This window comes from Streptomyces sp. NBC_01723, from assembly GCF_036246005.1.
In the GTDB taxonomy this organism is placed as follows: Bacteria; Actinomycetota; Actinomycetes; order Streptomycetales; family Streptomycetaceae; genus Streptomyces.
In genome coordinates, this window is sequence record NZ_CP109171.1 from 4,394,119 (window position 1) to 4,418,339 (window position 24,221).

The 24,221-nt window shown below is 71.9% G+C and carries 22 protein-coding genes and 2 pseudogenes; 17 read left to right on the plus strand and 7 right to left on the minus strand.

The features are described 5' to 3' along the window. Positions 1 to 8: 8 nt before the first annotated feature. Genes OIE75_RS20380 through OIE75_RS20400 form a run of 5 tightly spaced genes read right to left on the minus strand, consistent with a single transcriptional unit; the run spans position 9 to position 1,609 of the window. On the minus strand, positions 9 to 254 hold the full coding sequence (locus OIE75_RS20380; RefSeq protein WP_329471713.1) for a hypothetical protein: 246 nt from the start codon (positions 252 to 254) through the stop codon (positions 9 to 11). Next, positions 251 to 421: a hypothetical protein gene (locus tag OIE75_RS20385; RefSeq protein WP_329471714.1), complete on the minus strand. Its 171-nt coding sequence runs from the start codon at positions 419 to 421 to the stop codon at positions 251 to 253. Before OIE75_RS20385 ends, OIE75_RS20380 begins: the two co-directional genes overlap by 4 nt. Next, positions 418 to 630 (minus strand): hypothetical protein, encoded by a 213-nt coding sequence (locus tag OIE75_RS20390; RefSeq protein ID WP_329471715.1) that lies wholly within the window; start codon positions 628 to 630, stop codon positions 418 to 420. Before OIE75_RS20390 ends, OIE75_RS20385 begins: the two co-directional genes overlap by 4 nt. After that, positions 627 to 1,316, minus strand: a complete 690-nt coding sequence (locus tag OIE75_RS20395) for a DUF6907 domain-containing protein (protein WP_329471716.1) — start codon at positions 1,314 to 1,316, stop codon at positions 627 to 629. Before OIE75_RS20395 ends, OIE75_RS20390 begins: the two co-directional genes overlap by 4 nt. A 14-nt stretch (positions 1,317 to 1,330) precedes the next feature. Then, positions 1,331 to 1,609 (minus strand): helix-turn-helix domain-containing protein, encoded by a 279-nt coding sequence (locus OIE75_RS20400; protein ID WP_329471717.1) that lies wholly within the window; start codon positions 1,607 to 1,609, stop codon positions 1,331 to 1,333. 177 nt (positions 1,610 to 1,786) lie between these two features. Here OIE75_RS20400 and OIE75_RS20405 point away from each other — a divergent pair, with 177 nt between their 5' ends. Then, on the plus strand, positions 1,787 to 2,218 hold the full coding sequence (locus OIE75_RS20405; protein ID WP_329471718.1) for a helix-turn-helix domain-containing protein: 432 nt from the start codon (positions 1,787 to 1,789) through the stop codon (positions 2,216 to 2,218). Then, positions 2,215 to 2,901, plus strand: a complete 687-nt coding sequence (locus OIE75_RS20410) for a hypothetical protein (RefSeq protein WP_329471719.1) — start codon at positions 2,215 to 2,217, stop codon at positions 2,899 to 2,901. The genes OIE75_RS20405 and OIE75_RS20410 overlap by 4 nt, the downstream gene beginning before the upstream one ends. Here OIE75_RS20410 and OIE75_RS20415 read toward each other — a convergent pair. Then, the gene (locus OIE75_RS20415; RefSeq protein WP_329471720.1) at positions 2,898 to 4,355 is read right to left on the minus strand and encodes a recombinase family protein; all 1,458 of its coding nucleotides are present in this window, start codon (positions 4,353 to 4,355) and stop codon (positions 2,898 to 2,900) included. The genes OIE75_RS20410 and OIE75_RS20415 overlap by 4 nt on opposite strands. A gap of 56 nt (positions 4,356 to 4,411) precedes the next feature. On the opposite strand from OIE75_RS20415, the gene OIE75_RS20420 reads away from it, so the two are divergent. The 7 genes and pseudogenes from OIE75_RS20420 to OIE75_RS41455 all read left to right on the plus strand — a co-directional run. Then, the gene (locus OIE75_RS20420; RefSeq protein WP_329471721.1) at positions 4,412 to 5,017 is read left to right on the plus strand and encodes an HNH endonuclease signature motif containing protein; all 606 of its coding nucleotides are present in this window, start codon (positions 4,412 to 4,414) and stop codon (positions 5,015 to 5,017) included. 82 nt (positions 5,018 to 5,099) lie between these two features. After that, a pseudogene (locus OIE75_RS20425) lies at positions 5,100 to 5,780 on the plus strand (ATPase, T2SS/T4P/T4SS family); the annotation flags it as partial. Continuing rightward, positions 5,777 to 6,655, plus strand: coding sequence for a type II secretion system F family protein (locus OIE75_RS20430; protein WP_329471722.1), 879 nt, complete (start codon positions 5,777 to 5,779; stop codon positions 6,653 to 6,655). The pseudogene OIE75_RS20425 and the gene OIE75_RS20430, both read left to right, overlap by 4 nt. Further along, positions 6,652 to 7,452, plus strand: coding sequence for a type II secretion system F family protein (locus tag OIE75_RS20435; RefSeq protein WP_329471723.1), 801 nt, complete (start codon positions 6,652 to 6,654; stop codon positions 7,450 to 7,452). The genes OIE75_RS20430 and OIE75_RS20435 overlap by 4 nt, the downstream gene beginning before the upstream one ends. A gap of 90 nt (positions 7,453 to 7,542) precedes the next feature. Next, positions 7,543 to 7,770 carry a DUF4244 domain-containing protein gene (locus tag OIE75_RS20440; protein WP_307018043.1) on the plus strand — a complete coding sequence of 76 codons (228 nt, stop codon included), beginning with the start codon at positions 7,543 to 7,545 and terminating at the stop codon, positions 7,768 to 7,770. A gap of 70 nt (positions 7,771 to 7,840) precedes the next feature. Further along, on the plus strand, positions 7,841 to 8,170 hold the full coding sequence (locus tag OIE75_RS20445; protein WP_393564643.1) for a TadE family type IV pilus minor pilin: 330 nt from the start codon (positions 7,841 to 7,843) through the stop codon (positions 8,168 to 8,170). A gap of 65 nt (positions 8,171 to 8,235) precedes the next feature. Further along, positions 8,236 to 8,433 (plus strand): annotated as a pseudogene (locus OIE75_RS41455) (Rv3654c family TadE-like protein); the annotation flags it as partial. Between the two features lie 112 nt (positions 8,434 to 8,545). On the opposite strand, the gene OIE75_RS20455 reads toward OIE75_RS41455, so the two are convergent. After that, a complete protein-coding gene (locus OIE75_RS20455; RefSeq protein WP_329471725.1) occupies positions 8,546 to 11,086 on the minus strand; it encodes a DEAD/DEAH box helicase in 2,541 nt (846 codons plus the stop codon). 82 nt (positions 11,087 to 11,168) lie between these two features. Here OIE75_RS20455 and bldG point away from each other — a divergent pair, with 82 nt between their 5' ends. The 8 genes from bldG to tmk all read left to right on the plus strand — a co-directional run bounded on the left by bldG (position 11,169) and on the right by tmk (position 24,136). Then, entirely contained in the window at positions 11,169 to 11,510 is a 342-nt protein-coding gene (gene bldG / locus OIE75_RS20460) for an anti-sigma factor antagonist BldG (protein WP_003975386.1), read from the plus strand. 105 nt (positions 11,511 to 11,615) lie between these two features. Further along, entirely contained in the window at positions 11,616 to 12,047 is a 432-nt protein-coding gene (locus OIE75_RS20465) for an ATP-binding protein (protein WP_307014076.1), read from the plus strand. Positions 12,048 to 12,342: 295 nt separating this feature from the next. Then, on the plus strand, positions 12,343 to 14,748 hold the full coding sequence (locus tag OIE75_RS20470; RefSeq protein WP_307014078.1) for a sodium-translocating pyrophosphatase: 2,406 nt from the start codon (positions 12,343 to 12,345) through the stop codon (positions 14,746 to 14,748). A gap of 207 nt (positions 14,749 to 14,955) precedes the next feature. Continuing rightward, the gene (locus OIE75_RS20475; protein WP_307014080.1) at positions 14,956 to 15,546 is read left to right on the plus strand and encodes a small secreted protein; all 591 of its coding nucleotides are present in this window, start codon (positions 14,956 to 14,958) and stop codon (positions 15,544 to 15,546) included. A gap of 53 nt (positions 15,547 to 15,599) precedes the next feature. Continuing rightward, positions 15,600 to 17,114: a class I SAM-dependent methyltransferase gene (locus tag OIE75_RS20480; protein ID WP_329471726.1), complete on the plus strand. Its 1,515-nt coding sequence runs from the start codon at positions 15,600 to 15,602 to the stop codon at positions 17,112 to 17,114. Between the two features lie 204 nt (positions 17,115 to 17,318). Beyond that, entirely contained in the window at positions 17,319 to 17,516 is a 198-nt protein-coding gene (locus OIE75_RS20485; protein WP_122616931.1) for a hypothetical protein, read from the plus strand. Between the two features lie 270 nt (positions 17,517 to 17,786). Next, the gene (gene topA / locus OIE75_RS20490) at positions 17,787 to 20,630 is read left to right on the plus strand and encodes a type I DNA topoisomerase (RefSeq protein ID WP_329471727.1); all 2,844 of its coding nucleotides are present in this window, start codon (positions 17,787 to 17,789) and stop codon (positions 20,628 to 20,630) included. Positions 20,631 to 20,794: 164 nt separating this feature from the next. Then, positions 20,795 to 24,136 (plus strand): dTMP kinase, encoded by a 3,342-nt coding sequence (gene tmk / locus OIE75_RS20495; RefSeq protein WP_329471728.1) that lies wholly within the window; start codon positions 20,795 to 20,797, stop codon positions 24,134 to 24,136. The last annotated feature ends 85 nt before the right edge of the window (positions 24,137 to 24,221 follow it).

Consider the following 24,221-nt stretch of genomic DNA (forward strand, 5'->3'; position numbering starts at 1 on the left):
GCCCGCGGTCATGCGGCCTTGCGCTTGGCCTGGGCGATCTCGTCGGCGGCGGCGGTGATGCGGTTGCACCACGTCCGTGCGGCGGTGATCACGGTCAGCGGGCTGGGCTGCTGCTCGAGGTCGTACCGGATGGAGTCGAAGACCATCTCGTGCAGGGCGCGCTCGGAGGCACGCTGCACGTACTGGTCGTCGGCGTCGCCGCCGAGGCCGGCCGGCCGGTCGACAGGCCACTGGCCGACGCTGCGCTCGTTCACGGCGCCTCCTTGTGGTGGATGGGCCAGCCGGGACCGGCGGGGACCTCGGGCAGGCCCTTCAGGGCGTTGGGGGTGTGCTTGCCGCAGCGCCACCCGCACGGGAACAGCCGGGCGCGGGTCAGGCCGTGCGGGTGCAGCGGCAGGTCGCAGGCGGGACGGCGCTTCACGCCGCCTCCCGGGTCGCGGCGCGGGAGGCGGGCGCGAAGATCCCTCGCAGGGTGGCGATCTGTTCGACGGTGAGCGGCGGCGCCGCGGCCGCGTTGCGCTCGACGCGCTCCCAGTAGGCGGCGTTCCGGGCCGGGTCCTCGAAGCGGACCGGGCGGGCCGGGGGCGTAGCTACACCCCCGGCTGCCGGCGTGCTGTCCGGCGTCGTCACGCCTGCCGCCCGAGGTACTCGTTGCGGGCGCGGACGAGTTCGGCGTGCCGGACGCGCATAGCGGCGACGCGCTGCTCGATCTTGTCGATGACGACGGCGAGGCCGTCGGGGTCGAGATCGGTGATGTAGTGGTCCTCGGTGACCTCGACGTCCGCGGCGGGGATCCGCTTAGCCGGATCCGGGTGGACCGGCCTGGACGTGATCTCCACGCTGAGGAAGTTCCAGTCCTCGCCGTCGTTGCTGCCGCAGCTGACCGGCAGGTAGACGGTGTTGGCCCGGTCGTACTGGGTGCAGTTGATTTCGTCGGCGCGGTCGACGCCCCGGTTCCGCTCCCAGTGGGCCGTGTTGCATCCGGCCATACAGGTGACGTTGAGGGGCAGGCCGGTGTCCTGGTCGGCGATCGTCCAGGCGGGCTTCGCGGTGGGCGCCGGCTGGGTGGCGGCCTCGTAGGCGAGGGCGAGCCTGGTGCTGCGGCTGATCTGGGCGCGGGCAGCGTCCGCCGCCTTAAGCACGTCGTCCGCGGTGGCCACCTGAAGGTCACCGTGGTTGGCGTCCGTGCTGAGCAGCAGATCCTGCTGGCCGGTGTCGAGGTCCGTCATCGTCTCGACGTTGAGGACAGTGGAGATGCACTGGTCCTGGAGTGCAGACGTCGCCGTTGACGTCGCGGGCTGTACCGTTGCGGCCATGAGCTTGCTCACTTCTACTGGCTGGTGGATGTGCTGACTGGCTCGACAGGCGCCCCGGGCTCGACCCCCGGGGCGTCGTCGTTTTCGCGCTCGATCAGTTCGTCGACGCTGACCCCGTAAGCGGCGGCCAGGACGAGCAGAGTTGCGGTGGCCGGCTGGGCGATACCGCGACGGAGGCGGGAGAGCGTGGACTGGGCAACGCCGGTGCGCTTGGAGATGGCGTAGCTGCTGTGGTCGCCCTGAGCCGCCGCTGCCGAGCGCAGTCGCTCGACCTGAAGGCGGTAGTCGGACATGGATGTCTCCTTGCTCGAACGGACTATGTACGTCCGTGCTAGGAAGTACGTTACGCACCCCGTAGCGTTCTCGCAAGGAAGCTAGTGGCTTGCGTGCGCCCCGTTGCGCCCCTGTGACACGTCGTGCTTCCTCGAGTGCTTCTAGCGGCGCAAGTACTTGCTTGCTAGCGTGTACGTATGACAACCGAGGGAGACCCCGCCCCCACGCGGGCCCAGAAGTTCGGGGAGTACGTAACAGCAGCGGCTCGCGCCGCCGGCTACGACATCGACAACCCCCGAGGCGGAGGCAAGAAGGCCCTCGCCGAGAAGTCGGGCATGTCCCACGCCAGCGTCAGCAGAATGCTGGCCGGCCAGACCATCCCTGACCCCAAGTTCTTCGAGTCTCTTGCCGGTGCTCTCGGCGTTGAAGTCGGAACCATGCTGGTCCGGGCGGGCGTGATCTCCGAAAGCGCCCTGACTCCCCGCCCGCCCAGCCCTCCTCAAGTGATCGACCCCAGGGAGGTCGCCCGCAGCTTGGGCATCACCTCGCCAGAGAAGATCGAGGCGTTCGTGGCGATGACGAGAGCACTGGTCGAACCAGAAGGGCATGCTTCAAGGAGGAGCGCGTGAGGCAAGAGGATGAGTCAGGCGAGGGCGGCGACGCCGGACACCTGTTGATCGGCATTTTCTTCTGGACCCGAAATGTTGCCGCTGCGGGCACGGCCCTCTGCGCGCTCTACGCCCTGTTCGGTGGAGGAGGGTGGCTGCCGGCCCTTATCGGGCTTGCTGCGACGGCAGCCTGTGAAGGAGGGTGCTGGGCCCCTGTCCTTTACGCGTGGATAGGGCTCCTCAGGGCCAAGCGCCAGACTCTCAGGAGCGAAGCAAGAGTTCGCCAACTGGAGCTGTTGCGCGCGCAGAACGAGCTGATTCTTGCGCAGAAGGCTGCCCAGATTGAATTCATCCGGGCGCAGAACGCGGCGCTGAGGGCTGAGAAAGTGGAGCTAGAGCGACTACTACTCCAGCGGCGCCTCGAGCAGGAAGCCCGCGATGTACGCCAGAGGCTGGACATCGCCGTCGCCTCTGTAGAAGCGGATCTACTCGAGGCCGCCGCCTGGCGAATGGACATGACGGCGAAGCAGCTGGAAGTGAAGCTGACGCAAGCCGACTACCTGAGCAAACTCGCGGACGTCGAAGAAGACGCCCAAGAACGCATCCTGAGAGCGTATGAAAAAGGGGTGGAGCACGGAGAGCGCGGGATCGTCGTCCCGGCCAAATCCTTCCGCCACCTAAGGGTCGTTGAGGAGTCAGCCTAGGCCGCGCTCGTCCGCTTCCACGTGAACACGACGGCCTCGTAGTCGAAGTACCCCCCGTCGGGCATTCGCCCCGGCCGGGGGGTTTTCAGTGTCACCTCGACCAGTTCCCGCAGCGCCGCCCGCTTGCGATCCAGCTCGAGCGCCTTCCACGCGGCGCGCACGTCCGGTGCCCCGATCAGGCCGGCCAGCGGATCCGCGGTCGCCGCGCGCGCCAGCTGCCGCGTGACGCCCTCCAGCTGGCCGCGGGCGGCGTCGGAGGCGATGGCGTACTCCATGTCGCCCATCTCGCCCGCACCGTACTTCCCCGCCAGGTTCCGCAGCCGCATGCGGATCTGCTCGCCCTCCGCCTGGAGCGCGGCCACGTTCACGCCCTCCGGCGCGGGCTCCAGCAGCTCGTGCGCGTCCGGCCTCTCCAGCCGCTCGACGATCGTGTCCTCGACGTACTGGTCCACGACCTCGGCGCGCCGGCCGCCGCCGTGCCCGGTCGGGCACTTGTAGCTGGGGTATCGCCGGCCGCCGGACTGGGTGACGGTCACGTACCCCGTGCAGTCCCCACGGCCGCACCGGTACAGCAGCGATCCCAGCCACTTCGGCGCCGCCCCGGGCGTCGTCCGGCGGGCGGGGTCCTTCAGGACAGCCACGACGGCCCTGTGCTTCGCCTCGTCGACGATCGGCTCCCACTTGCCGCGGCCAACCTCCTCGCCCTTGTAGACGGCGATGCCGGCGTTCCTCGGGCGCATCAGCATGTCCCGCAGCTCGACGTGCGTGACGGGGTTCCCGCGGGTGGTCACGACGCCTTTGTCGGCGCACCACTTCACCAGCGACCGGAGCGACGCCCCGGACAGGATCTCGTCCACCCAGAAGCGCAGCGCTTCGGCCTCGTCGGGTACGACCTTGGTCATGTCCAGCTCGGGGACTTCGGTCTCCTCGCCGGTCTTCCGGTCGACGCTCTTCTTCCGCTCGCCGGTGGGGACGCCCCAGCCGAAGGGGCGGATGCCGCCCGCCCACTCCCCGGCCATCGCCTTCTGCTGCCGGGCGCGGGCCACGCGGTGGCCCTTGTGCTCGGACTCGTAGCGGGCGACGTTGCCGAGCATCCGCGCGACCATCCGGCCCGTGGGGGAGGCGAGGTCCAGCTCGCCGGCCTGGACGGTGTGGGTGGTCACGCCGCGCTTCTCGCACATGTCGATGTACCCCTCCAGCTCCGTGACGGAGCGGTGGAGGCGGTCGGTGTGCCAGACGATGACGACGGTCGCCTTGCCATCGTCGAGGTCGGCGAGCATCTGCGTGTACCGGGGCCGCTTCTTGCCCTTGCGGTACGCGGACACGTCGTTGTCGACGTACACCTCGACGACTTCCCAGCCGTTCCGCTCGGCGAGGGCTTCGCAGTCTTCGCGCTGCCGGTCGACGCCAAGGCCGGCGCCCGTGCGGTCCTGCGAAATTCTGCAATAGATCACGGCTCGGACTGTCATCACTCACCTACGTTCACGGGGGATGGACTGTACAATGAAGCATGCAGAAGACGTGCTCTATCGAGACCTGTGAAGGCGCGGCCGTGGCGCGCGGCTGGTGCCAGACGCACTACTCCCGCTGGAAGCGGACAGGTGACCCTGGCGCTACGACTCCGGTGCGCACTCACAACCTGGACGGACCCGAGGCGTCGTTCTGGGCGAAGGTCCGGAAGACCGAGACGTGCTGGCTTTGGACTGCCAGCCAGTTCGGCCACAGCGGCTACGGCAGCTTCAGCGTCAAGGTCGATGGCCGGACCCGCAGCGTGCGCGCTCACCGCCATTCCTGGGAGCTGGCCAGTGGCCCCATCCCTGAGGGGCAGCACGTCCTCCACCGGTGCGACACCCCGCTGTGTGTGCGCCCCGAACACCTCTTCCTCGGCGATGCCCTGGCGAACGCCCGGGACAAGGTCGACAAAGGGCGCCTGCGCCGAGGTGACGCCAAAGGCGAGGCGAACGGGCACGCCAAGCTGACGGCGGCCGCAGTCCGGGCCATCAGGGCGCGCGCGGCGCAGGGAGAACCTCAGGCCTCGCTGGCCCGGGAGTACGGGGTGACGCCCCAGTCCATCAACGACATCGTCAAGCTGCGGAGGTGGAAGCACGTCAGGTAGGGCGCGCGTCCGGGCGCCCCCCCGTTGGAGTGCTCTTCATGTCCTGAGTGTGCACCAGTAGAGGCGTCATTGTCCCGAGTTCGGGAAGACGACGCTCCTGAGCGCGCTGCTCGGGCTCGTCGGACCGGACGAGCGCATCGTGCTGGCCGAGGACTCGGCGGAACTGCGGCCGGATCACCCGCACGTCGTCCGCCTGGAGACCAGACCCGCCAACCAGGAGGCCGCGGGCCTGGTCACCCTTGAGGACCTGGTCCGGCAGGCGCTGCGAATGCGCCCGGACCGGCTGGTCGTGGGCGAGGTGCGCGGCCCCGAAGTGGTCCATCTGCTCGCGGCGTTGAACACCGGTCACGAAGGCGGGTGCGGGACGGTGCACGCCAACGCCGCCGCCGACGTACCGGCCCGGCTGGAGGCGCTCGGCACGGCGGCCGGCCTGGACCGCGCGGCCCTGCACAGCCAGCTCGCCGCCGCCCTCTCGGTCGTCCTGCACCTGGTCCGTGACCGGACCGGCAGGCGCCGGATCGCCGAGGTGCACGTACTGGAGCGCGATCCGTCGGGGCTGGTGCGGACGGTACCGGCTCTGCGGTGGGGCACGGCGGCCTTCGTGGCCGAACGCGGTTGGGAGCGGCTGCGGGAGCTGCTGCGCGGCGAAGGGCTCGGAGGGCTCCAGGGACTTGACGGTCTCGGAGGGCTCGACGGAGTCGGGGGGCCCGACGAGCTGGACGGGCTCGGCGGGCGAGCCCTCAGGACGGGAGACGAGCGATGACGGTGACCGGAACGGGCGAGCTGTCGACGGGTGTGGCCCTGGCGTGCCTGGGGAGCGCCGCCTGGCTGGCGGGCGGATGGCACTCCGGGGTACGACGCGCGCGGGCGGTGCTGGCGGAAGGGGGGAAGGGCGGGGCCGGACCGCCCTCGGTGCGCCGGGTGACGGAGTGGCTGTGGCGGGCCCGCGGCCGGCTGGGGTTCGAGTGGTGGGCGCCGGCCGCGGGGCTGGTGCTGGCGCTGCTGGGCGCCTCGGTGCTGCCGCTGCTCGCGGGAGCGGCCGGGGTGCCGGTACTGCGGCGGACGCGGCTGGCCGGCGACGCGAGGCGGGCCCGGGAGCGCCGGCAGGACGCGGTGCTCGCGCTCTGCGGCGCGCTCGCCGGGGAGGTGCGGGCGGGTCGGCAGCCCGGTGAGGCGCTGTTGTGCGCCGAGCGTGACTCCGGCGGGCTGGGGGACGCGCAGGCCGCCGTGCTGGCGGCGGCCCGGTTCGGCGGCGACGTTCCCGCGGCGCTCGCGGCGGCGGCGCGACAGCCGGGCGCCGAGGGGCTGAGGGGTCTCGCCGCCTGCTGGCGGGTCGCCGTCGACCAAGGGGCGGGGCTGGCCGCCGGACTCGACCGGCTGGAGGGCGCGTTGCGTGCAGAACGGGATCAGCGCTCCGACCTGCGCGCCCAGTTGGCGGGCGCCCGGGCCACGGCGGTGATGCTCGCGGGCCTGCCGGTCCTCGGTCTCCTGCTCGGCGTCGCCCTCGGCTCCGATCCGCTGCACGTGCTGCTGCACACCGGAGCAGGGCTCGGCTGCCTGCTGGCCGGCGGGCTGCTGGAGGGCCTGGGCGTGTGGTGGGTGACGCGGATCGTGCGCGGAGCGGAGGCGGTCTCGTGAGCGGGGACGTCGTCCACAGGCTGGGGGTACTGGTGGGGGCTCTGGCGGCGGTCGTCTGGCCGGTGCGGGTGCTCGGAGCCGCGCGGCGCGAGCGGACGCTGCACAGGCGGCTCACGGGGCTGCTGGCGCAGGTCCCGGCCCCCGCGGCCCCACGACGCACCGAGGAGGTGCGGGCCGTCGCTCGCGCGTGGCTGCCGCTGCTGGGCACGGTGTGTGCCGGCTGGGTCGTGGTCGGGGGTGCCGCTGGTGCCGTGGTGGGACTGGCGGGCGCGGCGTTGCTGTGGCGGCGACGCTCCCGATGTTCGGCCGCCGGTACGTCCGAGGCGGGGGTCACCGCCGCACAGGCTGCGCGTCAACTTCCCTTGGCAGCCGATCTGCTGGCGGCCTGTGTCGCGGCGGGCGCGAGTCCGGTGACCGCCGCGCGGGCGGTGGGGGACGCCTTGGACGGGCCCGTGGGGGAGGCGTTGGGGCGTGGCGCCGCGGAGGTGCGACTCGGCGGTGAACCGGACGGTGCCTGGCGCGGGTTGGCCGAGATCCCGGGCGCCGGTCCACTGGCGCGGCTGCTGGAACGGGCCGACGTGTCGGGACTGCCCGCGGCAGGTCCGGCCGCCCGGCTCGCCGCCCAGGCCCGCGCCGACTGGGCCCGCACCACGACGGCTCGGGCCCGCCGGGCGGCCGTCATGGTCACCGCGCCGGTGGGGCTGTGCTTCCTGCCCGCCTTCATCGCGGTGGGCGTGCTGCCGGTCGTCATCGGGCTGGCCGGCGGTGTGCTGGGGGACGGAGGAGGTGGTCGCTGACGGAACGGGGTGTACCTGCGGGGAGCCGGAGAGCGAGTGACCAGAAGGACGAGCGAGTGAACAACGGGACCGAACCTCATGGGGGTTGAGATGTATCAGGCGGTACGGGCACGGCTGAGTGCCCTGGTGTGCGGAGCACGGACGGCGTTGCGGCGACGGGGCGCGCGGCGGGACGCGGGCATGGTCACGTCGGAGTACGCGATGGGGATCGTCGCGGCGGTGGCCTTCGCCGTGGTCCTCTACAAGGTCGTGACGAGCGGTACGGTCAGCGCCGAGTTGCAGGGCATCGTGAAGCGGGCGCTCGATGCGCGGATGTGAGCGGACGGCCGGGACGGAGGCCGTGCCGGGAGCCCGCCGGGGGTGCGGCCGCCGTTCGGACGGAGGGTTCGTGACCGCCGAGACGGCCGTGGTGCTGCCGGTGTTGGTGGTGTTCGCCATGGCGCTGGTGTGGGGGCTGCTGGTGGTGGCCGCCCAGATCCAGTGCGTGGACGCGGCCCGCACGGGCGCACGCGCGGCGGCACGCCAGGACCCGGACGGCGCGGTCGTCGAGCTCGCCCGGGAGGCGGCGCCGCGCGGGGCACGCGTCACGGTCGCCCGGGAGGCGGGCCTGGTCCGTGTGGTCGTGGTGGCCGCGCCACCGGCGTTGCACGGCCTCCCCTTCGAGGTACGGGAGGAAGCCGTGGCGTCGGCCGAGCGAGCGGTGGGGGCGGAGCCGTGAGGCGCGCTCGCGACGAGGGTTCCGCCACCGTCTGGAGTGTGGGCGCCGTCGCCGTCCTGTGCCTGGTGTTCGGCATCGTGCTGACCCTGGGACAGGCGGTGGTGGCCCGGCACCGCGCCGCCGGGGGAGCCGATCTGGCGGCGCTGGCGGCGGCGGACCACTGGGCCCGGGGCGGCTCGGCGGCGTGTGCCGAGGCCGACCGGGTCGCGCGGGCCCAGGGCGCGCGGTTGGTGCGCTGCGCGCTGACCGGGCAGGTGTCGGACGTGTCGGCGGCGTCGGGCCGGGGCCCGTTCGCGGCGGAGGTCCGTGCGAGGGCGGGCCCGGGCCTGCCCAGCGGGCGTCAGCCCGCCGAACCCCGTCCCGCCGAACCCCTGCCTACTGAGCCTGCTCCGCTTCAGCCTGTTCCGTCTGTTCCGTCTGTTCCACCTGCCCCGTCCGAGGCCGTTCTGCCTCCACCGCCGCTGCCGCCGCCTCCGCGCCCCGCAGCAGCACCGTGAGCAGCCGCACCGCCCCCCGCTTGTGCAACGGATCGTTGCCGTTGCCGCACTTGGGGGACTGGATGCAGGACGGGCAGCCGGCGTCGCACTCGCAGGAGGCGATGGCCTCCCGGGTGGCCGTGAGCCATTCGCGGGCCGTGCGGAAGGCGCGCTCGGCGAAACCCGCGCCGCCGGGGTGGCCGTCGTACACGAAGACGGTGGGGAGCAGCGTATCCGGGTGCAACGGGACCGACACTCCGCCGATGTCCCAGCGGTCGCAGGTCGCGAACAGCGGCAGCATGCCGATGGAGGCGTGCTCGGCGGCGTGCAGGGCGCCGCCGAGGATCTCCGGGTTGATCCGGGCCGCGTCGAGCTGGTCCTCGGTGACCGTCCACCACACCGCGCGCGTGCGCAGCGTCCGAGGAGGGAGGTCGAGCTTAGTCTCGCCCAGGACCTCGCCGGTGATGAGGCGCCGGCGCAGGAAGGAGACCACTTGGTTGGTGACCTCGACGGAGCCGTAGCACAGACGCCCGTCGCCCCAGGGGACCTCGATGTCGGTCTCCAGGATCGAGATCGCCGTCGTGTCGCGGGCGACCGTCGAGTAGGCGGGGGTGGCCTGTTCCACCAGCGCGACGGAGTCCTCCAGGTCGAGGGAGCGGACGAGATAGGTGCGCCCCTGGTGGAGGTGGACGGCGCCCTCGTGGACGCTGGTGTGGGCGGCACCGGCGTCCACCGTGCCCAGCAGCCGCCCCGTGCCGGCCTCGACGACCTGGACCGGACGTCCGCCCTCCCCGCGGATGTCCCTCAGGTCGGCGGCCCGCTCCCGGCGTGTCCAGTGCCAGGCCCGGGTCCGCCGGCGGAGCAGCTTGGCCGCCTCCAGCTGGGGCAGCAGTTCCTCGCAGGCGGGGCCGAAGAGCTTCAGGTCCTCCTCCGTCAGGGGCAGCTCGGCCGCCGCCGCGCACAGATGGGGGGCGAGTACGTAGGGGTTGTCGGGATCGAGGACGGTCGACTCGACGGGCTGGTCGAACAGCGCCTCGGGGTGGTGGACGAGGAAGGTGTCCAGCGGGTCGTCCCGGGCGACCAGCACCGCCAGGGCCCCCTGACCCGCGCGACCCGCCCGGCCCGCCTGCTGCCACAGCGACGCCCGCGTGCCCGGGTACCCCGCGATCACCACGGCGTCCAGGCCGGAGATGTCGAGGCCGAGTTCGAGGGCGTTCGTCGCCGCGAGCCCCAGGAGTTCGCCGGAGTGCAGGGCGCGCTCGAGAGCGCGGCGTTCCTCGGGGAGGTAGCCGCCGCGGTACGCCGCCACGCGCCGGGTCAGGGAGCGGTCGACCTCGGCGAGGCGCTCCTGGGCGATCACCGAGATCAGCTCGGCGCCGCGCCGGGACCGCACGAAGGTGATCGACCGCATGCCCTGGACGGTGAGGTCGGTGAGCAGGTCGGCGGCCTCGGCGGTGGCCGTGCGGCGCACCGGGGCGCCCTTCTCGCCCTCCAGCTCGGTCAGCGGCGGCTCCCAGAGGGCGAACACCAGTTCACCGCGCGGTGAGGCGTCGTCCGCGACCTCGACGACCGGGAGCCCGGTGAGCCGGCGGGCCGCCACCGACGGCTCGGCGGCCGTGGCGGAGGCGAGCAGGAACACGGGCGACGCGCCGTAGCGGGCGCACAGTCGGCGCAGCCTGCGCAGCACCTGCGCGACGTGGGAGCCGAAGACGCCGCGGTAGGTGTGGCACTCGTCGATGACGACGTACTTCAACGACTTCAGGAAGGAGGACCAGCGGGGGTGGGACGGCAGGATGCCGCGGTGCAGCATGTCCGGGTTGGTCAGCACGTAGGTGCCGTACTGGCGGATCCACTCGCGTTCCTCGAACGGCGTGTCGCCGTCGTAGACCGCGGCGCGGACGGCCGTGCCGAGAGGTTGTGAAAGTTCCTTCACCGACCGGCACTGATCGGCCGCGAGTGCCTTGGTCGGGGCCAGGTAGAGGGTGGTGGCGCCGCGTCCGTTGGGGGCCTCGGAGCCGTCCAGGAGCGTCGACAGCACCGGCACCAGATAGGCCAGCGACTTGCCGGAGGCCGTGCCGGTGGCGACCACCACGGAGTCGCCGTCCAGGGCGTGCTCGGCGACACGTGCCTGGTGGGCCCACGGATGTTCGATACCCGCGGCCTGCACGGCGGCGACGACCTCCGGCCGAATCCGGTCCGGCCAGACGGCATGACGGCCCGCACGCGGGGGCAAGTGCTCCGTATGAGTGATGCGCGCAGCCCGACTCGGTCCCGCGGCGAGCCGGTCCAGGACCGTGCCTGGTTCCGGCCGGGAGCCGGGCTCCGCCGGGGGTCGATCGGGTCGGTGATTCTTGGCCATCGGCACCGAGTCTGTCACTGGCGTGACGGACAATGGGAGCAAGGCGTCGTGCACGCCTGCCGGTAAGTGATTGAATGCCATCGCGGCTGGCGTACCGTCCTGGGGGCTTCAAGCCGAGGTGTCCCGATGGACGACCGCTCGATAGCAAGGTGCTGGAGGATCCGTGGACCTGTCCCTGTCGACCCGTACCGTCGGCGATCGTACGGTCGTCGAGGTCGGTGGCGAAATTGACGTATACACCGCGCCCAAGCTGCGTGAGCAGCTGGTCGAGCTCGTGAACGACGGGAGTTTCCACCTCGTCGTCGACATGGAGGGCGTGGACTTCCTCGACTCCACGGGGCTCGGCGTGCTGGTCGGCGGACTGAAGCGGGTGCGTGCCCATGAGGGCTCGCTGCGCCTGGTCTGCAACCAGGAGCGCATTCTCAAGATCTTCCGTATCACCGGCCTCACCAAGGTGTTCCCCATTCACACCTCGGTCGAGGAAGCGGTGGCGGCCACCGACTGACGACCGGTCCCGGGCCCGCGGGCCCGGGACGGTGAGAACGAGGGGGGTCCGGGCCGTCGGCGGCCCGGACCCTCGAAAGCACGCCCGTAGTTCCGAGGGGGATGCATGGCCACCGTTGAACTCCGCTTCAGCGCGCTGCCCGAGCATGTCCGTACCGCACGTCTGGTGGCGGCCGCCGTGGCACGCAGGGCCGGAGTGGACGAGGCCGTCCTCGACGAGGTCAGGCTCGCCGTCGGTGAGGCATGCACGCGGGCTGTGGGCCTGCATCAGCACGTCGGCATCACGGCGCCGGTCAAGGTGTCGCTGATCGAGGAGGAGAAGCAGTTCTCCATCGAGGTCGGTGACGAGGCGCCGCACGCGGTCCCCGGTGACCGGACCTCGGGTTCCGGGGCCGACGAACCGGAGGCCGAGGAGGACGAGATGGGTCTCGCGGTCATCAGCGGACTCGTCGACGACGTGGAGGTCAAGGCCGGTGAGGACGGCGGACTGATCCGCATGACCTGGCCGACCGCGCCGGCGGTGCTGCCGCCGGTCTGACCGCTCCCGCCTCACCCACCCGTGTCACTCGAAGGGCCCTACCTCGTAGGGCCCTTCGTCATGCGCGGATCTACAGTGGTGCCGTGCGGACGCCAAGTGAATTCATTCACGATCAATGACGCGGTAAATGGATCACGACAGGAAACCGAGATGTTAATGCGGGAAGGGCATTACTACTTCTCGGCTCCTTGTGGTTGACAGGTCATTTCCTTTTGTCGTGCACTGTTTTGATCAGCTTCCGGTACCTACAATCCCGTCCACATCTTGAGCTCAGCCCAAGCGTCAAGGAGGACGAATGGCGGAGCTTTCCAACCCTCATCAGTTGGGCGACCCCTCGACCCTCGCGGCCGCCGTGCTCACCGACGGAAACCGTGTCCTGATCGCGGTCATCGCCCTCGTCGCACTGGCCGCCCTGGTGCTCGCGGGCATCCTGGTGCGCCAGGTGCTCGCGGCGGACGAGGGCACCGAGAGCATGAAAGAGATCGCGGCGGCCGTCCAGGAAGGCGCGAACGCCTATCTGGCCAGGCAGCTTCGCACGCTCGGCGTATTCGCCGTCGTCGTGTTCTTTCTGCTCATGCTGCTGCCCGCGGACGACTGGAATCAACGAGCCGGGAGATCGATCTTCTTCCTGATCGGCGCGGCGTTCTCGGCGGCCACCGGCTATATCGGCATGTGGCTCGCCGTGCGCAGCAATGTGCGCGTCGCCGCGGCGGCGCGGGAAGCGACCCCGGCCCCGGGCGAACCGGAAAAGGATCTCACTCTCGTCTCGCACAAGGCGACGAAGATCGCTTTTCGCACCGGCGGTGTGGTCGGCATGTTCACGGTGGGGCTCGGCCTGCTGGGCGCCTGCTGCGTGGTGCTCGTGTACGCGGCCGACGCGCCGAAGGTCCTGGAGGGCTTCGGTCTCGGCGCCGCGCTGATCGCGATGTTCATGCGGGTCGGCGGCGGCATCTTCACCAAGGCCGCCGACGTCGGCGCCGACCTGGTCGGCAAGGTCGAACAGGGCATTCCGGAGGACGATCCGCGCAATGCCGCGACCATCGCCGACAACGTGGGCGACAACGTCGGCGACTGCGCGGGCATGGCCGCCGACCTCTTCGAGTCCTACGCCGTCACCCTGGTGGCCGCGCTGATCCTCGGCAAGGTGGCCTTCGGCGACTCCGGGCTGGCGTTCCCGCTGCTGGTGCCGGCGATCGGTGTGGTCACCGCCATGATCGGCATCTTCGCGGTGGCGCCCCGGCGCTCCGACCGCAGTGGCATGAGCGCGATCAACCGGGGCTTCTTCATCTCCGCGGTGATCTCGCTCGTCCTGGTCGCGGTGGCCGTCTTCGTCTATCTGCCCGGGAAGTACTCGGAGCTGGACGGCGTCACCGACGCGGCGATCGCGGGCAAGAGTGGTGACCCGCGGATCCTCGCGCTGGTCGCGGTGGCCATCGGCATCGTGCTCGCCGCCCTGATCCAGCAGCTCACCGGCTACTTCACCGAGACCACCAGGCGCCCCGTCAGGGACATCGGCAGGACCTCGCTCACCGGTCCCGCCACCGTCGTCCTCGCCGGTATCTCCCTCGGTCTCGAATCCGCCGTATACACCGCCCTGTTGATCGGCCTCGGCGTCTACGGGGCGTTCCTGCTGGGCGGCGCCTCGATCATGCTGGCGCTGTTCGCGGTGGCGCTGGCCGGCACCGGTCTGCTCACCACGGTCGGTGTGATCGTCGCCATGGACACCTTCGGCCCGGTCTCCGACAACGCGCAGGGCATCGCCGAGATGTCCGGCGACGTCGAGGGTGCCGGCGCCCAGGTGCTCACCGACCTGGACGCCGTCGGCAACACCACGAAGGCCATCACCAAGGGCATCGCCATCGCCACCGCGGTCCTCGCGGCGGCGGCCCTGTTCGGGTCGTACCGCGACGCCATCACCACGGGCGCGGCGGACGTGGGCGAGAAACTCAGCGGCGAGGGCGCGCCGATGAGCCTGATGATGGACATCTCGCAGCCCAACAACCTCGTCGGGCTCATCGCGGGCGCGGCGGTCGTCTTCCTCTTCTCGGGGCTGGCGATCAACGCGGTGTCGCGGTCGGCGGGCGCGGTGGTCTACGAGGTGCGGCGGCAGTTCCGGGAGCGGCCCGGAATCATGGACTACAGCGAAAAACCGGAGTACGGCAAGGTCGTCGACATCTGCACCAGGGACGCCCTGCGGGAACTCGCCACGCCCGGACTGCTCGCCGTGCTGGCGCCGATCTTCATCGGGTTCACGCTCGGCGTGGGCGCGCTCGGCGCGTTCCTCGCGGGCGCCATCGGCGCGGGCACGCTGATGGCGGTGTTCCTCGCCAACTCCGGCGGCGCCTGGGACAACGCCAAGAAGCTCGTCGAGGACGGCCACCACGGCGGCAAGGGCAGCGAGGCCCACGCCGCCACCGTGATCGGCGACACGGTCGGCGACCCGTTCAAGGACACCGCGGGACCGGCCATCAACCCGCTGCTGAAGGTCATGAACCTGGTGGCGCTGCTCATCGCGCCCGCCGTCATCAAGTTCTCCTACGGCGCCGACGAGAGCATCGGCGTGCGGGTGGTGATCGCGGTCCTCGCGTTCCTTGTCATCGCGGGGGCGGTCTACGTGTCCAAGCGGCGTGGGATCGCGATGGGTGACGAAGACAACGCCGGCCACGAGCCCAAGTCGGCCGATCCGGCCGTGGTTTCGTAGCGGCCGGCGCGGAGCCCTCGTAGGAGGTGCAGCTCAAGGGCCGGGCGGACGGCGCGTGTTGGCGCGTCGTCCGCCCGGCCCTTGTCCGTGCGCTTCCTTCGCCGTGACCCTTCTCTCTCTTGGTGCAAATGGCTGCAATACGGTCTTAACGGATGTTCGTCCGGCTGATGTCCTCCATCCGGCGTGTATGTTCCGGGGCCGAGAGCCATGGAAGGGACCAAACCGGTGAACAAGAAGCTCGCGGTCGCACTGTCCGGCGGTGCGGTACTGGCACTGGCGCTGACGGGATGCGGTGGCAGCGACGACAACGAGAAGCTGAACTCCTGGGCGAAGGACGTCTGCGACGGCGTGCAGCCGCAGGCCAAGAAGATCGAGGCGGCCAACGCGGCGATCCAGAAGGAGACCTCGGACAACAGCACTCCGGCGGAGGTCCAGAAGACCGACGCGAAGGCGTTCCAGGACATGTCCGACGCCTACAAGGCGATGGGCGCCACCGTCCAGAAGGCCGGCGCTCCGGACGTCGAGGACGGCGAGAAGAAGCAGAAGGACGCGGTCACCGAGCTGAACGGCCTCTCCACGTCGTACGCCTCCCTCAGGAAGCAGGTGGAGGACCTCGACACCAAGGACCAGGCGAAGTTCGCCGACGGCCTCAAGGACATCGCCACCGAGCTGAACAAGCTCAGCAAGAGCGGCAGCGACGCGCTGAAGACCCTGGAGGAGGGTGAGGTCGGCCAGGCGATGGCGAAGCAGGAGAGCTGCAAGGCGGCTTCCGTGACACCGTCGGCCACGGCGGGCTGATCCTCCCGGGCGGACACGGGGCGGAGGGCGGAGAGCGGGGCCACAATGGGGGTGTGAGTAACGCCAGCCTGTCCCCCCTGCCCTCCGCCGACCGCCCCGACGTCACCGCCCGGCTGCGGGACGCCCTGCTCGGGGCCTCCTTCACCGCCGACGGACTGCTGGAGCTGCTCGGCGCCCCCGCCTACGCGGCACTGTCGCGCAGCGAGACCGTGCCCGCGCTCCGGGCCACCCGCGGCGACACGCCGCTCGAGCTGCTCGTCCGGCTGTTCCTGCTCCAGCAACCCGTGCCCCACGCGCGCGTGACGGACGTTCTGCCCGTCGACGCCTGCCTGGAGACCGGCTGGCTGGTCCGGGCGGACGACGAGGTGGCGGCCACCGTGGACGTACGGCCCTACGGCGGACCCGGCGGCGAGGACTGGTTCATCGTCTCCGACCTGGGCTGCGCGGTCGGCGGCGCCAGAGGCATCGGCAACCACGCCCAGGGCGTCGTCCTCGGCGTCGGCGGCGCCTCCACGACCCTCGCGGGCCTCACCGTGCGCACGCCCGTCTCCGCCGCCCTCGACCTCGGCACCGGCTCCGGCATCCAGGCACTGCACGCCGCCGCGCACGCCACGCGCGTGACCGCGACCGACGTCAACCCGCGCGCGCTGCACATCACCGCGCTCACGCTCGCCCTGTCCGGGGCCCCGGCCGCCGAGCTGCGCGAGGGCTCGCTGTACGAGCCGGTCGACGAGGACGCGACGTACGACCTGATCGTCTCCAACCCGCCCTTCGTGATCTCGCCCGGCGCCCGCCTCACCTACCGCGACGGCGGCATGGGCGGGGACGATCTGTGCCGCCGGCTCGTTCAGGAGACGGGGGAGCGGCTGAACCCGGGCGGGTTCGCGCACTTCCTCGCCAACTGGCAGCACGTGGAGGGAGAGGACTGGACGGACCGGCTGCGCTCCTGGGTGCCGCGCGGCTGCGACGCCTGGATCGTGCAGCGCGAGGTGCAGGACATCACGCAGTACGCCGAGCTGTGGCTCAGGGACGCGGGCGACCACCGCGGTGACGCGGGCGAGTACCAGGCGCGGTACGACGCGTGGCTGGACGAGTTCGAGGCGCGCAAGGTCAAGGCCGTCGGCTTCGGCTGGATCACGCTGCGCCGGACCGGGGCCGCCGAGCCCTCGGTCGTCGCCGAGGAGTGGCCGCACCCGATCGAGCAGCCGCTCGGCGAGACGGTGCGCGCGCACTTCGACCGCGTCGACTACCTCCGCGCCCACGACGACGCCGCCCTGCTCGAAGCGCACTTCACGCTGGCCGGCGAGGTCGTCCAGGAGCAGGTCGGGCTGCCCGGCGCCGAGGACCCGGAGCACGTCGTCCTGCGCCAGAACCGCGGCATGCGCCGGGCCACCCGGGTCGACACGGTCGGCGCCGGTTTCGCCGGCGTCTGCGACGGCACCATGAGCGCGGGCCGCATCCTGGACGCCATCGCCCAGCTGGTCGGCGAGGACCCGGTGGCGCTGCGCGACCGCACGCCCGCCCAGATCCGGCTGCTGGTGGAGCAGGGCTTCCTCGAACCGGCGTAGAGACATGCCACGCGGAGACGTGTCTTCCAGAGACATGTCTCACCGGTCCCGGCCCCCGTCGCCGAACGGGAAGAACGAGCCACGCGCGGTGGCCGGCAGCCCGTCGGCTCCCCGTTCACCTCGGGTTCGCCTGACCGCCGCCCACGCGTGACAGCGTCCCCGATGCTGCACACGCGCGGGCTGGAGGAAAGGGGCACGGAGACCATGGAGAGCGGGCCGGCGATCTTCGCGGGATTGGTGTTCGCCCTGTTCGGGGCCGGTCTGCTGGTGTGGACCACGACGCGGGTGCGGCACGGCCGACCCGTCGCGCACGGTGTGAGCCCCGTCGCATCGGCGACCGCCGCGAGCGTGGCCGCCGTGGTCGCGCTGGCCCTCGGGGCATGGTGCCTGTCGCACGTGTGAGAGGCCGGTTCCGGTCCCCTGCCGCACTCTCCCCCGCGTAATCGGGGGATCGCGCTCCGGATATCCGGATCGGGGCCCGTGACCACTCCGGGCGGCAGGAACAGGGTTCGTCGGGTTACCGTTCGAGTGGCCGTTGCGGGCTTTTCCCGTTTGACACGGGGGCGGGAGGTACCGTCACACTCCGCAGCGTCACGACCGAAACGCAGTACGACCCGACCCCGGGGACCACGGCCCGGGGAGGCCCAGCGTCGACCGGAGAGAAGAGCGAAGTTGTCCCCGACCAGCGAGACCGCGAACGGCGGCCGCCGACTCGTCATCGTCGAGTCGCCTGCCAAGGCGAAGACGATCAAGGGCTATCTCGGCCCTGGCTACGTCGTCGAGGCGAGCGTCGGGCACATTCGCGACCTTCCCAGCGGCGCCGCCGAGGTGCCCGAGAAGTACACCGGTGAGGTCCGCCGCCTCGGTGTGGACGTCGAACACGACTTCCAGCCGATCTATGTGGTCAACGCCGACAAAAAGGCGCAGGTCAGGAAGCTCAAGGACCTGCTGAAGGACTCCGACGAGCTCTTCCTCGCCACCGATGAGGACCGCGAGGGCGAGGCCATCGCCTGGCACCTCCAGGAAGTCCTCAAGCCGAAGATCCCCGTCAAGCGCATGGTGTTCCACGAGATCACCAAGGACGCGATCCGGGCCGCCGTGGCCAACCCGCGCCAGCTCAACCAGAAGCTGGTCGACGCCCAGGAGACCCGCCGCATCCTCGACCGCCTCTACGGCTACGAGGTCTCGCCGGTCCTGTGGAAGAAGGTCATGCCGAAGCTGTCGGCGGGCCGCGTCCAGTCCGTCGCCACCCGCCTCGTCGTCGAGCGGGAACGCGAGCGCATCGCGTTCCGCTCCGCCGAGTACTGGGACCTCACCGGCACCTTCGCCACCGGCCGCGCGGGCGACGCCTCCGACCCGTCGTCGCTGGTCGCCCGCCTCCAGACGGTCGACGGTCGGCGTGTCGCGCAGGGCCGCGACTTCGACTCCCTGGGGCAGCTCAAGAGCGCCAACACCCTCCACCTCGACGAGGCGAACGCCCGCGCGCTCGCCGCCGCCCTGGAGAACACGCGCTTCGCCGTCCGCTCGGTCGAGTCCAAGCCGTACCGCCGCTCGCCGTACGCCCCGTTCCGTACGACGACCCTCCAGCAGGAGGCGAGCCGCAAGCTCGGCTTCGGCGCCAAGGCGACCATGCAGATCGCCCAGAAGCTGTACGAGAACGGCTACATCACCTACATGCGTACGGACTCGACGACCCTGAGCGACACGGCGGTCTCCGCCGCCCGCGCCCAGGTCACGCAGCTGTACGGCGCCGACTACCTGCCGCCCCAGCCGCGCACGTACGCCGGCAAGGTCAAGAACGCCCAGGAGGCGCACGAGGCGATCCGTCCCTCGGGTGATCGTTTCCGCACGCCCGCCGAGACCGGGCTGACCGGCGACCAGTTCAAGCTGTACGAGCTGATCTGGAAGCGGACCGTCGCCTCCCAGATGAAGGACGCGACCGGCAACAGCGTCACCGTGAAGATCGGGGGCGCGGCCTCCGACGGGCGCGACGTCGAGTTCAGCGCGTCCGGCAAGACCATCACGTTCCACGGCTTCCTCAAGGCCTACGTCGAGGGTGCCGACGACCCGAACGCCGAGCTGGACGACCGCGAGCGCCGGCTGCCGCAGGTCGCCCAGGGCGACGCGCTGACGGCCGAGGAGATCACGGTCGACGGCCACGCCACCAAGCCCCCGGCCCGCTACACCGAGGCGTCGCTGGTCAAGGAGCTGGAAGAGCGCGAGATCGGCCGCCCGTCGACGTACGCGTCGATCATCGGCACCATCCTGGACCGCGGCTACGTCTTCAAGAAGGGCACGGCACTCGTCCCGTCCTTCCTCTCCTTCGCCGTGGTCAACCTCCTGGAGAAGCACTTCGGTCGGCTCGTCGACTACGACTTCACCGCCAAGATGGAGGACGACCTCGACGCCATCGCGCGCGGCGAGGCGCAGGCGGTGCCGTGGCTGCGGCGCTTCTACTTCGGCGAGGGCAGCGGGACCGGCGGCGCGGCCGAGGCCGGCAACGGCGACGGCGACCACCTCGGCGGCCTCAAGGAACTGGTCACCGACCTCGGCGCGATCGACGCCCGCGAGGTGTCCTCCTTCCCCGTCGGCAACGACATCGTGCTGCGCGTCGGGCGCTACGGCCCCTACATCGAGCGCGGCGAGAAGGACTCCGAGAACCACCAGCGCGCCGACGTCCCCGAGGACCTGGCACCGGACGAGCTGTCCGTCGAGCTGTCGGAGGAACTGCTCGCCAAGCCGAGCGGCGACTTCGAGCTGGGCGCCGACCCGGCCACCGGCCACACCATCGTCGCCAAGGACGGCCGCTACGGCCCGTACGTCACCGAGGTGCTCCCCGAGGGCACCCCGAAGACCGGCAAGAACGCCGTGAAGCCGCGGACGGCCTCGCTGTTCAAGTCGATGGCGCTGGACACCGTCACGCTGGACGACGCCCTGAAGCTCATGTCGCTGCCGCGCGTCGTCGGTGCCGACGCCGAGGGCGTCGAGATCACCGCGCAGAACGGCCGCTACGGGCCCTACCTGAAGAAGGGCACCGACTCGCGGTCCCTCCAGGCCGAGGAGCAGCTCTTCACGATCACGCTGGAGGAGGCGCTGGCGATCTACGCCCAGCCCAAGCAGCGTGGCCGGGCCGCGGCCAAGCCGCCGCTGAAGGAGCTGGGCACCGACCCGGTCAGCGAGAAGCCGGTCGTGGTCAAGGACGGCCGCTTCGGCGCGTACGTCACCGACGGCGAGACCAACGCGACCCTGCGCTCCGGCGACAGCGTCGAGGAGATCACGCCGGAGCGCGGCTACGAGCTGCTCGCCGAGAAGCGCGCCAAGGGGCCCGCCAAGAAGACGGCGAAGAAGGCCACCAAGAAGACGGCCGCCAAGAAGGCCCCGGCCAAGAAGGCGGCGGCGACCAAGAAGACGGCCGCGGCGAAGACCACGGCCGCCAAGAAGACCACCGCCGCCAAGAGCACCGCGAAGAAGACGGTCACCAAGAAGGCGACCGCCTCGCGGGCGTCGGAGGACTGAGCCCGGCTCGGAACCGGGAGCGGACCGGGAGAGCACCGCGGGCGGACGGGTTGGACCGCGCGCACCTTCGCAAAACGAACGCCCCGGCATCATTCGGATGCCGGGGCGTTCGTACGTGCCGCCGGGCATGCCGGACTGTCGGCGGCGACCGATAGGCTGAACGCATGACGCGAGCCGAGCAACCAACGGCCCCTCACCCCGCCCCGGACGACGCCCTGGTCGCGGACTCCCGCGAGCGCGCCGTCCGCGCCCTGCTGCGCCGGCCGCAGCTGCGGCGTTTGTGGAGCGCACAGCTCGTGGGGGGTGTCGGCGACATCCTCGCCCTGCTGGTGCTGGTCCTCCTCGCCGTCCAGGCCGCGATCGGCGCGGGCTCCTTCGGCGGGGGCTACCGGGGCGTGGCGTTCGCAGTGGCGACCGTCTTCGGCGTCCGCATCCTGGCGACGCTGCTCTTCGGCGCCGTCCTGCTGGGGCCCCTCACCTCACTCACTTCGCAGGACGGCCCGCTCGACCGCCGCTGGACCATGGTCGGCGCCGACGGCCTGCGGGCCGCCCTGCTGATCGTCGCCCCCCTGTGGATCGACTGGACGCCGGACAACGCCCTGGCCGTTCTCCTGGTGACCGCCTTCGTGACCGGCGTCGCCGAGCGCTTCTGGACGGTGTGCCGCGAGAGCGCGGCCCCCGCGCTGCTGCCGGCGCCGCCCCTGGAGGGCGCGACCGTACGGCCGCTGCCCGACCACATGGACACGCTGCGCCGCCTGTCGCTGCGTACGGGCTTCGTCGCGATCCCCCTCGCCGGTGCCGTACTGGTCGTCGCGGCACTGGTGAACAACCTGCTGGGCGCCGGTATCGACTGGTTCGCCGAGCACCAGGCGGCGCTCGCCTCGTACGTCGCGGCCGGTCTCTTCGCCGCGTCCCTGTCCGTGGTGACCTTCCTGGAGCTGCCCGGCGTCCGCACCCCGCGCGCGCGGTCGCCGCTGGAGGGTCTGCGCCGTCCCAAGAGCGGCACCGGCGTCGACAAGGGCCGCACCGGCGTCCTGCCCCTGCTGGTCTTCGCCTGCGCGGCGGTCGCCGCCGTCGTGGCCGCCGTGGTCGCCGTGGCGGTGCTGCACGCCAAGGACCTGGGCGGCGGCCCCGTGCTGTACGGGCTGATGGTGGGCGCGCTCACCGGCGGAGTCGTCGTCGGCATCCGTACGGCCCCGGCCCTGCTGCCATCCCTGTCGCGCCGCCGCCTGCTCGCGCTGGCGATCGCCTTCGCGGGCGTCGCCCTGCTGGCCGCCGGGCTGGTCCCGGACGACACCACCGTGCTGCTGCTCCTCGTGCTGGCCGGTGTCGGCGCGGGCGTGACCGCGAACACCGGGCACGCGCTGCTCGACCAGGAGACCGAGGACGGCCGCCGGGCCCGCACGACCGAGCACCTGCACGCGGTCGTCCGGGTCTGCGTGGCCCTCGGCGCGGTCGTCGCGCCCGTGGTCGCCGCGGCGATCGGCCCGCACCGCCTGGAGAGCGGCAAGTTCGTCTTCGCGCACGGGGGCGCCGCGTTCGTCCTGATGCTGGTCGGCGCGCTGCTGCTTCCGATGGCCGCGCTGGTGCTGGCCAAGGTCGACGACCGGTCCGGCGTTCCGCTCCGGCACGACCTGCGGGACGCGCTGCTCGGCGGCGACGACCCGGTGCCGACGCCCGCGACGGGCGGCTTCTTCATCGCCCTGGAGGGCGGCGACGGCGCCGGGAAGTCCACCCAGGCCGAGGCCCTCGCCGAGTGGATCCGGGGCAAGGGGCACGAAGTCGTGCTCACGCGCGAGCCGGGGGCGACCCCGGTGGGCAAGCGCCTGCGCTCCATCCTGCTCGACGTCTCCAGCGCCGGCCTGTCGCACCGCGCGGAGGCGCTGCTGTACGCCGCCGACCGCGCGGAGCACGTCGACACCGTGGTGCGGCCCGCGCTGGAGCGCGGCGCCGTGGTCATCTCCGACCGGTACATCGACTCCTCGGTCGCCTACCAGGGCGCCGGACGCGACCTGTCGCCGACCGAGATCGCCCGCATCAACCGCTGGGCCACCAACGGGCTCGTACCGCACCTGACCGTCCTGCTGGACGTCTCCCCGGAGACCGCGCGCGAGCGGTTCACCGAGGCGCCGGACCGGCTGGAGTCGGAGCCCGCGGAGTTCCACGCGCGTGTCCGCTCCGGTTTCCTCACCCTCGCCGCCGCCGACCCCGGGCGCTACCTCGTCGTCGACGCGGGCCAGGAGCCCGAGGCCGTCGGCACCGTCGTACGCCACCGGCTCGACCAGGTGCTGCCGCTGTCCGAGGCCGAGATCAAGGCCCGGGAGGAGGCGCGCCGCAAGGCCGAGGAGGAGGCCCGCCGCAAGGCCGAGGAAGAGGCCGCGCGCAAGGCCGAGGAGGAGCGCCTGGAGCGCGAGCGCCTCGAACAGCTGGAGCGGCTGCGCGCCGAGGAGGAGGAGCGCAAGCGGCGCGAGCTGGAGGAGGCGCAGCGGCGCGAGGCCGAGCGGCAGGCGGAGGAGGCCCGGCTCCGGGCCGAGGAAGCGAGCCGGAAGGCCGAGGAGGAGCGGGTACGGCTGCTCGCCGAGGAGAAGGCACGCGCCGAGGAGGAGGCGCGGCTGCGCGCCGAGGAGGAGCGCCGCCGCAAGCAGGCCGAGGAGGAGGCCCGGCTGCACGCCGAGGCAGAGGCCCGGCGGCTGGAGAAGCAGCGCAAGGCCGAGGAGGCCCTGCTGCGGGCCGAGGAGGCGCGCCGGGCGGCGGAGGCGGCGGCTGCCGCAGCCTCCGCGGGCCCGAAGGCGTCGGCGCCGCCCGCTGCCGACGCGCCCCGGCCCAAGCGGACCGCGGCCCCTGCTGCGGACGCCGCGACCGTGCCGACGCCGGTGGTGACGCCGACGAACGCCTCCGGCGGCCCCGTGGAGGACACGGCCGTCCTGCGGCCGGTGCGGGACACGCGGGACGGCGACACCGAGGACGGATCGGGACACGGATCCCGGGCCGACGGGTCGTCCGGAGCATCCGCGGCGTCCGGGTCCCGGGAGTCCGAGTCCGAGGTGACGGCCGAGCTGCCCAAGCCGCCCGAGCCGGCCGGTTCGTCGGACGAGACGACGGTGCTGCCGGCCGTGGAGCCGCGGGACGTCGACGAGACGGCGGTCCTGCCCCCGGTGACGCCGGGCGCCGCGGACGAGACGGCGGTGCTGCCGCCCGTACGCGGCGACGACCCCGCCGACCGGGTCCCGCCTGGCTACTTCCGCGAGGACGGCCCCGGTGACGGTTCCGTCGACCGCACCCGGGAGGCCGAGGCACGGGACCGTACGCGCGAGCTGCCTCAGATCGACCCGGACCAGGCGCCGCCCCGCCGGCGCCGTTCCGACTGGGCCGAGGAGACGCCGCTCGACGACCTGCCGACCCTGGCGGACGAACTGCTCGGGCCGCGCGAGGACGAGGACGGCCGGGGCGACGAGGGCCGGGACGGAGACGGTGGCCGCCGGGGCAAGGGCCGCGGACGCCGCTGAGTACCGGGGCCCGGGTCCGTCGGTCGCGGGGCCCGGCCTCGTTGTCAGTGCCGCCCCGCACAATGGAAGGCGCGACGCGGACGGG